14 protein-coding genes are annotated in these 14,339 nt (G+C 64.0%); 9 read left to right on the top strand and 5 right to left on the bottom strand.

Going from position 1 to position 14,339, the window contains the following annotated elements; translation table 11 throughout:
- Positions 1 to 11: 11 nt before the first annotated feature.
- The 4 genes from F9K07_RS08120 to F9K07_RS08105 all read right to left on the bottom strand — a co-directional run bounded on the left by F9K07_RS08120 (position 12) and on the right by F9K07_RS08105 (position 3,814).
- Entirely contained in the window at positions 12 to 818 is an 807-nt protein-coding gene (locus tag F9K07_RS08120; RefSeq protein ID WP_159591231.1) for a crotonase/enoyl-CoA hydratase family protein, read from the bottom strand.
- Positions 818 to 1,876 carry a nitronate monooxygenase gene (locus tag F9K07_RS08115; protein WP_236581835.1) on the bottom strand — a complete coding sequence of 353 codons (1,059 nt, stop codon included), beginning with the start codon at positions 1,874 to 1,876 and terminating at the stop codon, positions 818 to 820. Before F9K07_RS08115 ends, F9K07_RS08120 begins: the two co-directional genes overlap by 1 nt.
- Positions 1,877 to 1,954: 78 nt before the next feature.
- Positions 1,955 to 2,962 carry a Bug family tripartite tricarboxylate transporter substrate binding protein gene (locus F9K07_RS08110; protein WP_159591226.1) on the bottom strand — a complete coding sequence of 336 codons (1,008 nt, stop codon included), beginning with the start codon at positions 2,960 to 2,962 and terminating at the stop codon, positions 1,955 to 1,957.
- A gap of 39 nt (positions 2,963 to 3,001) precedes the next feature.
- Entirely contained in the window at positions 3,002 to 3,814 is an 813-nt protein-coding gene (locus F9K07_RS08105) for a hypothetical protein (protein ID WP_159591223.1), read from the bottom strand.
- A gap of 200 nt (positions 3,815 to 4,014) precedes the next feature.
- Here F9K07_RS08105 and F9K07_RS08100 point away from each other — a divergent pair, with 200 nt between their 5' ends.
- The 4 genes from F9K07_RS08100 to F9K07_RS08085 all read left to right on the top strand — a co-directional run bounded on the left by F9K07_RS08100 (position 4,015) and on the right by F9K07_RS08085 (position 7,905).
- Positions 4,015 to 5,109, top strand: a complete 1,095-nt coding sequence (locus F9K07_RS08100; protein WP_159591220.1) for an LLM class flavin-dependent oxidoreductase — start codon at positions 4,015 to 4,017, stop codon at positions 5,107 to 5,109.
- A 5-nt stretch (positions 5,110 to 5,114) separates the two neighbouring features.
- The gene (locus F9K07_RS08095) at positions 5,115 to 5,672 is read left to right on the top strand and encodes a flavin reductase family protein (RefSeq protein ID WP_159591217.1); all 558 of its coding nucleotides are present in this window, start codon (positions 5,115 to 5,117) and stop codon (positions 5,670 to 5,672) included.
- A gap of 21 nt (positions 5,673 to 5,693) precedes the next feature.
- Positions 5,694 to 6,929: a CaiB/BaiF CoA transferase family protein gene (locus tag F9K07_RS08090; protein WP_159591214.1), complete on the top strand. Its 1,236-nt coding sequence runs from the start codon at positions 5,694 to 5,696 to the stop codon at positions 6,927 to 6,929.
- A gap of 70 nt (positions 6,930 to 6,999) precedes the next feature.
- Positions 7,000 to 7,905, top strand: a complete 906-nt coding sequence (locus tag F9K07_RS08085; RefSeq protein WP_159591211.1) for a LysR family transcriptional regulator — start codon at positions 7,000 to 7,002, stop codon at positions 7,903 to 7,905.
- On the opposite strand, the gene F9K07_RS08080 is transcribed toward F9K07_RS08085, so the two are convergent.
- Positions 7,882 to 8,649 (bottom strand): IclR family transcriptional regulator, encoded by a 768-nt coding sequence (locus tag F9K07_RS08080; RefSeq protein WP_159591208.1) that lies wholly within the window; start codon positions 8,647 to 8,649, stop codon positions 7,882 to 7,884. The genes F9K07_RS08085 and F9K07_RS08080 overlap by 24 nt on opposite strands.
- A gap of 127 nt (positions 8,650 to 8,776) precedes the next feature.
- Here F9K07_RS08080 and F9K07_RS08075 point away from each other — a divergent pair, with 127 nt between their 5' ends.
- The 5 genes from F9K07_RS08075 (at position 8,777) to F9K07_RS08055 (ending at position 14,334) form a co-directional block, all read left to right on the top strand.
- Positions 8,777 to 10,372, top strand: coding sequence for an AMP-binding protein (locus F9K07_RS08075; protein ID WP_159591205.1), 1,596 nt, complete (start codon positions 8,777 to 8,779; stop codon positions 10,370 to 10,372).
- Complete coding sequence (locus F9K07_RS08070) at positions 10,369 to 11,421, top strand: phosphotransferase family protein (RefSeq protein ID WP_159591202.1); 1,053 nt, start codon at positions 10,369 to 10,371, stop codon at positions 11,419 to 11,421. Before F9K07_RS08075 ends, F9K07_RS08070 begins: the two co-directional genes overlap by 4 nt.
- A 73-nt stretch (positions 11,422 to 11,494) precedes the next feature.
- Entirely contained in the window at positions 11,495 to 11,959 is a 465-nt protein-coding gene (locus tag F9K07_RS08065) for a hypothetical protein (protein WP_159591199.1), read from the top strand.
- A gap of 4 nt (positions 11,960 to 11,963) precedes the next feature.
- Positions 11,964 to 13,088: a hypothetical protein gene (locus F9K07_RS08060; protein ID WP_159591196.1), complete on the top strand. Its 1,125-nt coding sequence runs from the start codon at positions 11,964 to 11,966 to the stop codon at positions 13,086 to 13,088.
- 31 nt (positions 13,089 to 13,119) lie between these two features.
- Complete coding sequence (locus F9K07_RS08055) at positions 13,120 to 14,334, top strand: acetyl-CoA hydrolase/transferase C-terminal domain-containing protein (RefSeq protein WP_159591193.1); 1,215 nt, start codon at positions 13,120 to 13,122, stop codon at positions 14,332 to 14,334.
- Positions 14,335 to 14,339 lie beyond the last annotated feature (5 nt).

Genomic DNA, 14,339 nt, shown 5'->3' with positions numbered 1-14,339 from the left:
CCACGCCGTGGTCAACGGTTCATCCACCTCGCGGGCCGCTTCTGCGCAAACGCACGCGCGCCCTCTTGTGCGTCCTCGGAGGAAAGAACCGGATCGGTGATCGCTTTCTGCCGCGTAAACATGTCGTCGAGCGGCCAATCTTGTTGCTCCACCATCACGCGCTTGCTCGCGGCAAGACTCATCGGTGCATTCGCCACGATCTGCAAAGCGAGGGCCCGCGCGTCGGCCAGCGCCTCACCCGGTTCGCTCAGAACATTCACCACCCCGAAGTGGTGGAGTCTTTGCGCGCCAATCGTGTTGCCCGTCAGCACGACTTCCATGGCGACGTTCTTCGGCAGCACGCGCGGCAACCGGAGAAGCCCGCCGGCCGCAGCAGCCAGCCCGCGCTTGACCTCTGGCAAGCCGAACTGGGCATCCTTTGCAGCAACCACAAGGTCGCATGCCAGCACGGATTCGAAACCGCCCGCGAGCGCATAGCCTTCCACCGCGCAGATCACCGGCTTGCGCGGCGGCGTGAGTGCGATTCCCAGGATGCCTCGGCCATCCACCCGGGTCTGCTCCCCGCGCAGGAAAGCCTTGAGATCCATGCCCGCGCAAAAGTTGCCACCCGCCCCCGTCAAGATACCCACGCGCAACTCGGGGTTCCTGTCGAGTTCGTCGATGGCCTCGCACACGCCATACGAGACCGCACGGTTGACGCTGTTGCGGACTTCTGGTCGGTTGATGGTGATGATGACAAGGCCATTGCCGAACTCGACCTGGACCTGCCCGCTGTCGTAGGCTTCCTTCGCTTCGGCGGATTGGGGCTGGAAGAACATCACGCCTCCCCCTGCAGCCGAACAAGGCGCTCAATGGCTTCCACATACTCCAGTTGCATCCGGTACATCACGTCGCGCACCGAACTCTCCTCGTTGACCATGCCAACGACCTGGCCCGCAGGAAACGAATAGAGCTCCTTGCGCTGCGCGCGCACGACACGCGCGTGCGCCTCGTTGTAAAGAATGCCTTGCAACGGTGTCGGCAGATAGTCGGGAGCGTCGTCCCTCTCCCAGGCTTCCGACAACTGGCTCTTGAGCATGCGCACCGTCTTCCCGGTGCGTGCCTTGCGGCGCGCAGTGTCGTCCGCACCCGCCGCGAAGAGCACCTCCTTCTCGAAGGGGTCCAGTTCGCTCTCGCGCGTGCCCAGCCAGACGGTGCCACACCACACGCCTTGCGCTCCCAGCGCGAGCGAGGCCGCGATCTGCGCGCCGGTGGCGATCCCGCCTGCGGCCAGCACGGCGACCTCGTCGCCGCACGCCTGCACCACCTGCGGCACCAGCACCATCGTGGCGATCTCGCCGGTGTGGCCACCGGCTTCCGTGCCCTGCGCGACGATGAGGTCGACGCCGGCCGCCTTGTGTTTCGCCGCGTGTTGCGCCTTGCCGCACATCGCGCCCACAATGATGTGGCGCGAGCGCAGCTCGGCCATCACATCGGGCGGCGGCGATCCCAACGCGCTGACGACCAAACGGACCTGGGGATGCGCCAGCGCGACCTGCAACAAGCGCCTTGCGCCGTCGGGCGTCATGGCCCCGCGGCCGGTCACGATCTCCTGGTGGACGCGCTCGCGTTCCTCCGCAGGCAACTCGGGCACCTGCGCGTCGGCGAGCAGCCGGTTCATGAAGTCGCGCTGCTCCTGTGGGATGAGCCGCGCCAGATCCTCGGTGGACGTCTCGGCTTGCTTGTCATAGGCGGTCGGAATGATCACATCGATCCCGTACGGCTTGCCGTCCGTGTGCTGGTCGATCCAGCGCAGTTCCGCTTCGAGCTGCTCGGGCGAGAACGTGGACGCGCCCAGCACACCGAAGCCACCCGCCTTGGTGACCTCGACAACCACGTCGCGGCAATGGGAGAACGCAAAGATAGGCAGCTCGCATCCGAGCTTTTCACAGATAGGTGTACGCATAGATAGGGTTCAAAGGGCAATGCCCAGTTTCTTGGTCACGGCACTCCAGCGGGCCACTTCACTGGTGACGAATGCCCGCGCCTCTTGTGGCCCCGATCGCGTGATGGGGGTGATGCCCAGCTGCATCAGTTTTTCCTGAATCGCGGGCTTGGTCATGATGCGGACCACGGCCTGTGCAATAGGCTCGATGACTTGCGGCGGCGTTCCTTGTGGCGCGGCCAGAAGATTGCAGGTCCCGGCGATCAGATCGTAGCCCGCTTCGCGCGACGTGGGGACTTGCGGGGCAATCGCCTCGCGCTGTTCGGCCATGCAGGAAATGATGCGCAAGCGCCCGGATTTCTGGTGGGGGCCCAATGTGCCAGTGGTCTCAACGATGAACTGCACGTTGCCGGCAATGGTGTCGGTGATGGCGGGCGCACTCCCAGGGTAGGCGATGTCTTGCACGGCGATGCCGGCGCGGTCCTTGAAAAGTTCAGCCGCCAAGTGCACGGTGGTGCCAAGCCCCGCGTGGCCATAGGACAGCGCACCGGGCCGTGCCTTGCAGTAAGCCACCAGTTCTGGAAGCGTGTTCACGGGCAAGGCGGCATTCACGGCGATGACGAAGGGCGCGTTGGACAACAGCGCGATCCATTGAAAATCCTCGACCGGGTTGTAGGGCGGCTTGGCCCGCGACACAGGCGCCGCGATCGCCGTGGAACCGGTGGCCAGCATCAATTGCGTGCCGTCTTTGGGCGCGCGCAGGAAGCCGACCGCAACGGTCATGCCACCGCCGCCGGGCTTGTTCTCCACCACGATCGGGCGCGAGATTTCCTCGCGCAACGCGTCCGCGAGGATGCGGGCAAAAAGATCGCCGGAGCCGCCAGGGGGAAAGCCGACAGCGATCTTGAGTGGCGCATCGTGGCCTTGCGCAAGCGCATGGCCGCCGAATGTGAGCGTGATCGCGGTCGCTGCTGCGCTCCCTAACAGGGTGCGGCGAGAAACGTGAGCGTCGGTGTCGTGAGAGGTCTGCTGTGTCATGTTGTCTCCTTCTGGATGGTGGAAGTCAATCGAAATGCCTTAGGTGTTCGCGTTGGACGTGCGGATGAGCGCCTCGGCCGGGAACTGCAACACCATGATCTCGGCGCCCTCGCTGCCGGCCTCGAGATCGAAGGTTTCTTCTTTTGGAACGAACACCGTTGCCAATCCGCGCAGGGTGTCGCCTTGCAGTCGGAGCTCGCCTTGCATCAGCACGTAAAAGCGCCCTGCCCCTGGCGCGCTTGCTACAGGGGTTGGTGCGCTGCGTCCGGGAGGAAGGCGCAGCAGCCAGACCGCCAGGCCCGACGCGTCACAGGGGATGACGGCCTCGGCCGTGGGTTCGATGAGTGTGCGCAGCGCATTCGCATCGATGGGCGAAGCCGGCTCGGCATGCTGCTGCCGCTTCTTCACGCCCCTCTTGAGATGCTCTCGCTGTTCCGGCAGGTACCAGGCGCCGGTGTCAGACACCAGCCGCAACGTGAGATAGGCCACCCCTTCGGCTTCAGACACCAGCGGCCCATACCCGGCGTGCGCCGAGGCGTAGTGCACGCACCCGGGTCCAATCGCGTGGCGGCCGATGTGGCCGCGTCCGCCGACGAACAGCTGAAACTGGTCCTGCGTGTGAAAGTGAATGGGCAAAGTCCAATGGGCGCTTTGCTCCACCAGGAAGGACTGCGGGCGCGGCAACCCATGCTCGCCACCCGACGTGATGAAGTCGGTGACATGGCCCACAAAGGTGGGTTTTTCCAGAGGTCGCGTGCCGGGGCGTGCCCTCTCGAGGGTTTGTGATTGGATCAACTTGTCTCTCTCTCTTTTCGATATGTCGAAGCGGGTTCGCGCGGCCTTTGCCGGCAATCGTCGCAGGTGTCATCAGCGGCGAAACGGGCACAACCATAAGCGTCGAGCACGCGTCAGGTCAAGCCTGAAACCATCGCAAATTCTGAAGCTTCGTGATCCAAATAAGTGTCTATTCTGTCGACATGAGACGGCCTAGACTGGCGCCTTTTTCGGCACCACGCTTCGATGCGTTTCAACCTGTCGCACAAGGAGACAACATGAAGCTCGGCTTCTTCACCATGCCCATGCACCCCATCGGCAAAGACTGGCAGCAATCCCTGCGCGAGGACCGCGAGGCCTTTGTGCTCGCCGACCAACTGGGCTTTACCGAAGGCTATGTCGGAGAGCACGCCACCGACCCCGAAGAGAACATCACCTCCTCGGCCATGTTCCTGGCCACGCTGGTCGATGCGACCCAAAAGATCAAGCTGGGCACTGGCACCATCAACATGCCCAACTACCACCCGGCCGCCATCGCTGCCCACATCGCGATGCTCGACCATCTGCTGGGCGGTCGTTTCATCCTGGGCATCAGCCCCGGTGCGCTCCCCTCCGATGCGGAAGTGTTCGAGAACCACGATCTTCCGCGTCCGGCAATGTTTCTCGAAGCCATTAACACCTTGCTCAAGATCTGGAGCTCTTCGCCGCCGTACAACATCAAAGGCACGTACTGGAACATTTCGACAGAGCGCACGTACATAGCGGAGACCGGCATGGGCACCATCCCACAGCCGCTTCAGCGACCCCATCCACCCATCGTGGTCACCGCCGTGGCACCCTTTTCACAAGGCATCACGGAAGCCGCTGCGCGCGGCTGGGATCCGATCTCGGCCAACTTCCTGATGCCCCAATGGGTCAAGAGCCACTGGACGAAGTATGTCGAAGGATGCGAACGCGCCGCTCGCGCGCCCGATCCAGCGAACTGGCGCATCGCGAAGACCGTGTTCGTGGCAAAGGACGACGCAACGGCCGCGCGCTACGCCATGGGCACCGACGGTCCTTACTACTACTACTACCGTTCGCTGTTCGGAAAACTCAAGCGACGCGGTGCACTCGGTGTTTTCAAGGCCGATCCGAAACAGAGCGACGACAGCGTGACGCTTGAGCAGGTGATGGGCAAACTCATGATCCATGGCTCGCCTGCCAGTGTTGCTGACCAGTTGCACGCCTTTCGCGATGAGGTCGGTGACTTCGGCACGTTGCTGTACGCCGGCGTTGACTGGAAGGACGGCGAGCTGGCCCGCAACTCCATGCGTCTGATGGCAGAGAAGGTCATGCCAGCGGTCACCCAACCGACCGAATTGGCTACCTGAGCGCAATGGAGCTGCAAGAGATATCGCTGGACGAGGCGCACGATACGCGGCAGATCCGCAACGCACTCGGTCGCTTTCCAACCGGGGTGACGGTCATTACCACGCAGGCGCCCGACGGCAAGCGCGAAGGGCTTACCGCCAACTCGTTCTCTGCGCTGTCACTGGACCCACCGCTCATCTTGTGGAGCATCAGCCGACGCTCGCCTTCTCTGGCCGGGTTCCTGGCATCGGGGCACTTTGCGATCAACGTGCTGTCCGCGGGCCAGGCCGAGATGTCCCACCGCTTCGCCACGCCCAGCGAAGACAAGTTCGCGGGGCTGAAAGTCGGCGTGGGTGTGGGCGCTTCGCCCTTGCTGGAAGGCGTGATCGCGCGCTTCGAATGCAGCATCGACAGCACGGTCGACGGCGGCGATCATCTGCTGTTCGTCGGCCGGGTGCACCGCCTCGCCTATGGGGACGGCGAACCACTGATCTTCAACGCCGGACGCTATTGCACGGCGCTCACGTTGCGCACGGGTACCGCGGCTTCTGATCTTGACGGCATCTGGGCCGGTCTGGGCTGAACCCTTCCACTTTTTCTACCGATGAATACCTCTGAAAAGAAAACGGGCGCCCTTGATGGCATCCGCGTACTCGATCTCGCGACCATGATCGTGGGGCCCATGGCCACCCAGGCGCTAGGCGACATGGGGGCCGACATTATCAAGATCGAACCCCTTGAGGGGGACCTCACCCGCCGCATCGGCCCGCGCCAATCGGCCGATATGGGGGCCTTCTTTCTGGGTAGCAACCGAAACAAGCGCAGCATTTGCCTTGACTTGAAGCAGCCCGCTGCGCAAGCCGTGCTCGAGCGGCTCGTGCGCGAATCCGACGTCGTTCTCCATTCCATCCGCACCGATGCGGCGCGGCGACTCGGCCTCGACTACGAGCGGCTGCGCGCGCTGCAACCGTCGATCATCCTCTGTCACGTGAAGGGCTTCTCTGACGAAGGCCCTTACGCGGGCAAGCCGGCGTATGACGACGTCGCGCAAGCCACGTCGGGCCTGGCGGCCCTGCAGTCGGTGGTGTCGGGGGAGCCGCGTTACGTACCGTCCATCCTCGCCGACAAGATCACCGGGTTGCACGCCGCGTTCGCGGTCGCCACCGCACTCGTGCACCGCGAGCGAACCGGGGAAGGGCAGGAAGTCAACGTGCCGATGTTCGAGACCATGGTGGCCTTCAACATGATCGAGCACCAATGGGGCGAGAGCTTCGTGCCGCCGCTGGCGGGCATGGGTTACCCGCCGGTCAGCACGGCGGCCCGGCGCCCGTTCAAAACAGCGGACGGCTACCTTTGCGTTCTGCCCTACAACGATGCCCAGTGGATCCGCTTTTGCGCTGCGATTGGCGACCCGGCCTTGACCGCGGACCCACGCTACAGCAACCACGCTGCGCGCCAGTCCGATCAGACCGGGTTCTGGAACGAGGTGGGCCGGCAAGTCGCGAAGAAGACCACCGACGAGTGGATCGCCTTGCTGACAGCAGCCGACGTTCCTTTCGGGCGCGTGAATTCGCTGGAGGATTTGCTCGCCGATCCGCACCTCCAGGCGACCGGCTTTTGGGAGGAGCGCGAGCATCCCAGCGAAGGGCGGCTACGAGTGCCACGCAACCCGATCGACATGCCCGCCTCGCCGACGGGAGTGCACCGCCTGCCGCCCCGCCTGGGTGAACACACTGCCGAAATCCTGGAATCGTTGGGGTTCGGCCGTTCCGACATTGTCGAACTGCAATCCCACGGCGCCATTGGCCACGCGGACAGTGCGCCCGGCGCGAGGCCATAGCACCGCGGCATCCGCGCCATCGCTGCATTCGGAAGGCGGTGCCGACGGTCGATAGAATCGTCCGCACGCCATGTCAAGAGTCACTCTGCTCAACCTCGAAACGCTCTGCTGCATCGCTCAGTTGGGCACCTTTGCCGCGGCAGCGCGGAAGATGCATGCCTCGCAGCCCGCCATTTCAGCGCGCATCCGAGACATTGAATCGGTGATGGGCGTCAAGCTGTTCCAGCGCCAGGGACGGCGCATGGAGCTCACCTGGCAAGGCAGGGACCTGGTACAGCTCGTGGAGCCCCTGCTGCGCCGCCTGGACGGTGCGGTCGGCCAGATCGACAACCCGGCGTCGATGACGGGAACGGTGCGCATGGCAGCTGGCGAAATCGCGGCCCTGTCCTGGTTTCCGGTCTTCATGGCGCGGTTGCGCCAGCTCATGCCGCGTGTGTCGTACGAGATCGACGTCGATCTCACCACCTCCATGAACGCCAAGCTGTCGAACGGCAAAACGGATGTGGCGCTGCTGGCCGGGCCTGTGGTGGCCAAGGACGTGCATTCCATGCCGCTCGGCTCGGTGCGCATGATGTGGATGACCTCGCCCTTGATGCGTCAGGCGCTCCAGGATGCAGCGACACCGCAAGAGATCGTGTCACGCCAGCCCATCTGGTCGCTTTCGTATCCCTCCGCCAGCCACAACATGACGATGTCGATGCTGGAGGAATGGGGCATTGAATCGGCGCGCATCAACACCTGCAACCACATCATGTCGTTGATCGCCATGATCGCCACGGGCGCCGGTACCGCGCTGTTGCCCGAGATCCTGGTGCGCGACCACATCGCGCGCGCCGAACTGGTCCCGCTGTTTCCGCACGAGACGACGTCGAAGATTCAATTCGTCATCGCATGGCGCAGCGACATGTCGCCGACGGTGCTGCGAAACATCGTCGACATGGCACAACAGTGCTCATCGTTCGAACGCGGCGACTGACACCTCGTTACCCAGCAACTTTTCTATCTGTGCGGCGCACGTGCGCGCCGCTGCCAGCAACGCACGTTCGTGCGCCTTTGTCGCGCGGCCGGCCAACACGGACACGTGCACCGCCGCTTCAACCTTTTGGGTGCCGCCGCGTATCGGCACGGCGTACCCCACCACGCCTTCGTAAGACTCCTGATCGCTCTTCGCGAAACCCTGTGCCAGGATGTGGTCATATTCCTTTTGCAGCTGCTGCGGGTTGGTGATGGTGTGAGGCGTGCTCTTGGGCAACTTGCCTGCCAGCGCTTTGGCGCTCAATTGCGGATCGTGAGCAGCGAGCAGCTTCCCCGTCGCAGTGGCGTGCAGCATCAACGGTTGGCCGAGCCGGATGTCCAGCGAGACGCGTTGCGTGCCCAGCACACGGTCTGCATAGAGCACGCGTTGGCCAATACGCACACCAAGGTAGACGTCGTCACCGATCTCCCGGGCAAGCTCCTGCAAAGGACGGCGTGCGAGCGTGCGCACGTCCAACGACTGGACAGTGCGCAGGGCCAGCGACACGGCGCGTGGCCCGACCGCGTAGCGCAGGTCGTCATCGAGGATCACCACTTCGGCGGTCACCATGGTCTGGAGCATGTTGTGCAAGCTGCTGACCGGCAGATCCAACGCTTGCTTGATTTCGGTCAATCGCAATGGCGTGCCCCGCTCGGCCAGGAGCTTGAGGATGTCAAACGTTCTGAGGTATCGATCCGGGCTCATGGTTCCTCTTCAAGGACGGGGAAAAACCGCTTGCCGATAACGCACGGCTTGGTTAAAATTTTCGAGATTATGGATTGTATTTCGAGTTTTCGAAAATTGCACGTTTAAACTTTCTCGCCGTGGTGACATGAAAATTCCTGAAAGCAAGACGATCCCGCAACTGTTGCAGGAACAAGCCACGCGCCATGCCTCGCGCGAGGCGCTGGTAGACGGCAGGCGGCGGTACACCTATGCGCAGCTGCAAACGGAGGTGCACCGCGTCGCGCGCGGTCTGTTGGCGCTCGGCATCCGCCGTGGCGATCACGTCGCCATCCTGATGGGCAACCGCGCCGAGTGGATGCTGTCCTTCCTGGCCGTGCAGCAGATCGGTGCGGTGTCGGTCGGCCTGAACACCTGGTCGTCTGCGCGCGAGATGGAATACACCCTGTCGCATGCCGAAGTGCGCTGCCTCATTGCCACGGACCGCCTGCGGCGCCAGGACTTTCGCGCGATGCTGAATGAACTGCCACGCGAGCAGCTTCCGAAGCTGCAATTCACCGTGTGGCTGGGCACAGATCCGGCGGCGCCCCTCCCTATCGATGCCGCGGCCGGAGAGTGTGAATGGGACGAGATGTTGCGGCGCGGCGATGGCGTTGCACAAGCGCAGGTGGATGCGGCCGCTCAAGCCACAGCGCCCGACGATGTCGCCATGCTGCTCTACACCTCGGGCTCCACAGCAGCGCCCAAGGGCATCCTGCTGCAACACGAGAAATGGATCCGCAACGCCTTTCACATTGGCGAACGCCAACACGTCACCCACGAAGACCGGCTGTGGCTGGCCGTCTCCTTGTTCTGGAGCTTCGGCATCGTGAATGCCGTGCCCAACTTGTTGACACACGGCGGCTGCGTGGTACTGCAGGAAAGCTTTGACGCGGGCGAGGCGATGGCTTTGATCGAGCGCGAACGGTGTTCCATCCTCTATGGAACGCCCAACATCGTGCAAGCCCTGTGGGAGCATCCCACGCGCGATCGGCACGACCTGTCCAGCCTGCGCAGCGGTGCCATGATCGGCACGCCTGCGCAGGTGATGCGGGCGGTTGAGCTCGGCGCACGCGACATCTGCAACGTGTACGGCTTGAGCGAAACCTACGGCAATTGCACCGTCACCGACGCGCACGACCCACTCGAGGTAAGGCTGAACACGGTGGGCAAGCCGCTACCGGGCGTGACGCTGCGCATCTGCCACATGGAATCCGGTGAGCCGTTGCCCGAAGGTGAAGTGGGCGAAATCCGTGTCCAAGGGCCGCTGGTGAAGGAATACTTCAAGGACCCACTGAAAACGGCCGAGTCGTTCGACGAAAACGGCTTTTACCGGACCGGAGACATGGGCCTGCTCGATGCCAGCGGGCGCCTGTCCTACAAGGGCCGGTTGAAGGAAATGGTGAAGAGCGGCGGCATCAACATCGCGCCCGCCGAAGTGGAAGAGGTGCTCATGCGCCACCCCGCCGTGCGCGTGGCGTATGTGATCGGCGTGCCTCATCCCACGCTGGACGAGGCCCTGGTCGCCATCATCGTTCCCCAGGCCGGTGAAGCGCCGAGCGACGAAGCACTGAAGGCGTTTTGCTCTCGCGAAATGGCGGCTTACAAAGTGCCGCATCGTTTCCACCTCACCACCGAGTCGCAGTTGCCGCTGACCACCACCGGCAAAGTGCAGAAGATGAACCTGCACACCCTCCTCTCATGACGGCCACACAACGCACACACGACTTGTCTCCCATGGACACCGAGCAACCCGACCGCGTGGCGCAAGTCGTCCGGGGATTGAAAGGCTTGATCCTCAACGCCATACCATCGGCGCGCGACATCGATCTGCAAGGCCTGGTCCGCAGCGCGGGTGGCCTCTCGCGCGAGAACTGGTCTTTCGATGCGAAGTGGCACGACGCGGCGGGGTCGCACACCCATCCTTTGATGCTCATGCGGGATGCCGCGGGGACGCTTCTCAACACCGAAAGATCGCGCGAGTTCGCCGTCTTGCAGGCGCTGGCACAGACGAACGTGCCGGCTCCAAAGGTGCACTGGATGGACGAGCAAGGGTGCTGGCTGGGCACGCCCTCGGTGGTGATGGAACGCATGCCTGGGGCGTGCGACTACATGGTCCTCAACGGCGCGCAACCCCTCGAAGCGCGGCTGTCGCTCGCGCAGGATTTCATCCGGTTGATGACGGACATTCAAGCGGTCGACTGGCAAGCGCTGGGTTTGGCCGACAGCCTTGGCCTGCCCGACGTTGCGCCTTCGCTGTGCGAACTCTCGCATTGGGAGGCCGAGTACCGCAAGTCACAACTCGAACCACAACCCGAGCTGGACTACGTGCTGGCCTGGCTCAAGCGCCGCGCGCCGCAGGCCGAGGCGATCGTGCTGGTGCATGGCGATTTCAAGCCGGGCAATGCACTGATCCATGAGGGAAGCATTTCCGCCAAGCTCGATTGGGAAACCGCGCACCTGGGCGACCCGCTGGAAGATTTGGGCTGGGTCACAAACCCGGTCCGCAAGCGCGAGCACCAGATCCCTGGTCATTGGGAACGTCAACAGATCGTCGATGCCTACCGCGAACTCACAGGCCGCCAGGTGCTTGAAGCCGATCTGCTCTGGTGGAACGTATTTTCTTGCTGGAAGCTGTCCGTGATCCAGTTGACGGCCGTGGCGGAGTTCGTGGCAGGGCGCTACAACCGGGTGTTCCAGACGCCCTCCTGGTTGTTCCGACCCATGCTCCAGATGATGGAGGCGGCACCGTGAGCACACGTCAAGCGGACCGAGCACAGCGAACCGCACCACCCACAACCCGCTATACCGCAAGAAAGGCGGGCCGATGAAACCAACCGCTGAAGACCAGCTGCAAGGCACCTGCCGCATTCTTGAGACCGTGGTGGCGCCGTGCGTGGTCGATCCTTTGGCTCGAACCATTCTGGATGGTCTCGTCGCCAACCTTCGCATGCTCACTGGGGCGCTGCCGGCCGTGCCCGGCTTCCTGCGTGATGACAACCAGGCCACCGCTCAGCTACTGGCAACACTGCGTGGCTCGGTGCCGGGTGATCTGGCGGTGCAGGTGGAGCGCGCCCTGAGCGAACCCGAACCCGACGCCGTCGACCCCAGGGCCCTGGATCTGCGAAACCACCAGTTGCGCGCGCTCCTGGCCCAGGCGGTGTGCAGTGAAGACCTGAAGCCCGAACAACACAGCACCATCGTGCGCCACATGACCGAGCGCGCTTCCCGCGTGCCGATGCGCTATGTGGCAACCGCCCCCACCCCCGCTCCTATTGCAAAGAAGTCCTAGACCCATGCTGACCTCGCTCGACGACACGCTCTGGCACCAGTTGCCCACCACCTTCGATCACGTCTGGACCAGCGATCCGCGCTGGTTCGACCGCTACTGGTTCGCCATCTATTCTTCGGACGGCCGCGTGGCGATCCAGATCACGATGGGTGCCTACCGCAACATGGGCGTGATGGACGGCGGCGCGGTGATGGTCGTCGACGGACGGCAATACAACCTGCGGGTGTCGCGCGCGCTCAAAGGCGACATCGAAACCGTGTGTGGACCTCTGCGCATCCGGCTGGTGGAAGCGCTGAAGTCGTTCGACATCAGCATCGCACCGGGCGAGCACGCACTGCATGGCGACATCCGTTGGGAATGCGTCGAACCCGCGCACGAAGAGCATCCGCACTACACCCGGCTGCAAAGCAGAACCGTGGAGGACTACCGGCGCTTCGACCAGATCGGCGTGGCCAGTGGCTGGCTGGAGGTCGAGGGCAAACGCATCGAGATCGATCGGTGGTGGGCGTGTCGCGACCACTCCTGGGGTGTGCGGCGCGGCATGGGCGTGCCCGAACCTGTCACGGGGCCCAAGGTGGCTCTTGCCGAAAAGGGCCACGTGATGTCCTTCCTCTTCTTCTCCACCGACACCATGAGCGGCTCGCTGCTGTTCTCGGGCCGGGGCGATGATGTGCCTTACACCACCGGCGTGGTCACCGACCGACGCACGCAAGCGATGCACCACGCGACGAAGATCGAACTCGAGGTGGACTTGCACGAAGGCACGCGGCGGTTTCGCCGCGCCGGCCTCAAAGTGACCTTCGACGATGGTCGGCTGCTGCGCGTAAGCGCCGATGCGCGCGGCTCCTCCATTGCCATGCAGGGCCTGGGCTATAGCGGTGGCTACAACGACGGCAAGGGTCTGGGTGCGTACCGCGCTGAAAGCCACCTGGAGTCGGATGTGTGGGACGTCTCGCACGCCTCGAAGATCGGCTATCCCGATGGCACGCAGAAGGACCACTGGCACCGCATCCAGCCCGTGGGCCTGGTGGCCGACTTCGACGGCGAAGTCAGCGAAGGCATGGGCAGCATGACCCTCACCATCGCGGGCAAGCTGCCGGAACATCTGCAGCTCAAATCGCCATCATGAAGGCGTTGGCTCTTTGCCGGACAGGTACCGCATGACGTCCTCACGTTTGGCCGAGTTGATCCGCCCGGACGACCACATCGCCGTGGGCCAGGCCGCTGGCGAACCGGTCGGCCTGATCGCAGAGCTCTTCCAACTGGCGCCACGTCTGGGTTCAGTGAACGTGTTCTGCGGCCTCTCGCTCAACCCGGCCTGGGGAGGCGACGTGCCCGACGCCGTGCGCGTGAGCACCTATTGCGGCCTGGGCACCGTGGGCAAGCTGGTGGCTCGCCAACGCGCACGGGTGATGCCGGCCTCGCTGCCGCAGTTGTCGTCCTTCATCGCCTCACGAAAACTGCCGGTGGATGTGGTGCTGCTGCAGGTGTCTCCTGCCGATGCCGGCGGCTACCACAGCCTGGGCTGTACGCTGGACTACGTGTGGGACGCCGTGCAGGTAGCGCGTGTCGTGGTGGTGGAGGTGAATGCCAACATGCCGATGACGCGCGGCGTTGGCCGCTTGCACAGCAGCCGCGTGGTGGTGGCCCGCGAGAGCGACGACGCCTTGCTCGAATCGCCCGCCGAGGAGCCTACCGAGGTGCAACGGCAGGTCGCGCGCCACGTTGCAAGCCTGGTGCCCGATGGCGCGACGCTGCAACTCGGCATCGGTGGCCTTGCGGGCGCGGTGGCCGGTGCGCTGAAGCAGCGCCGGGACCTCAAGATTCGGTCGGGTCTGGTGGGCGATTGGTATCTGGATCTGCTGGACAGCGGCGCCCTCGACACCACCCCGGATGCGTGCCTCACGGCCCTGGTGGTCGGCAGTTCATCGCTCTACGCCTCTTTGTCGCGCGAGGGCGGCCTCGGCTTCGCCCCGGCAACGCAGCTCGTCCTGCCCATTCCCGGGTCGCCGTTGATGGCGATCAATTCGGCGATCGAGGTCGACCTGTGCGGCCAGGTGAACGCGGAGTTCCTGGGCGAACGTTATGTGGGCGCGGTCGGTGGCCAGACCGACTACTTCCGGGCCGCGCGCCGCTCGGAAAGTGGGCTCGCGATTCTCGCGATGCCGGCCACCACGGGGCGCGGTGCGAAGAGCCGCATCGTGCCGCGTTGCACCTACGTCACCTCGGCGCAAAGCGATGTCGACGTGATCGTCACCGAACACGGTGCGGCGGACATACGCGCCACCACGCTCCAGGAGCGACGTGCATTGATCGCGAACGTCGCGCATCCGCAGACACGGGGCCTTCTGCTGCAGAGTGGCGCGCCCCAGTAGGCTGA

It is taken from the genome of Hydrogenophaga sp. BPS33 (genome assembly GCF_009859475.1).
Lineage (GTDB): Bacteria > Pseudomonadota > Gammaproteobacteria > Burkholderiales > Burkholderiaceae_C > Hydrogenophaga.
The sequence above is the reverse complement of the archived record's forward strand: the minus strand, read 5'-3'. Positions and strand labels throughout refer to the sequence as shown.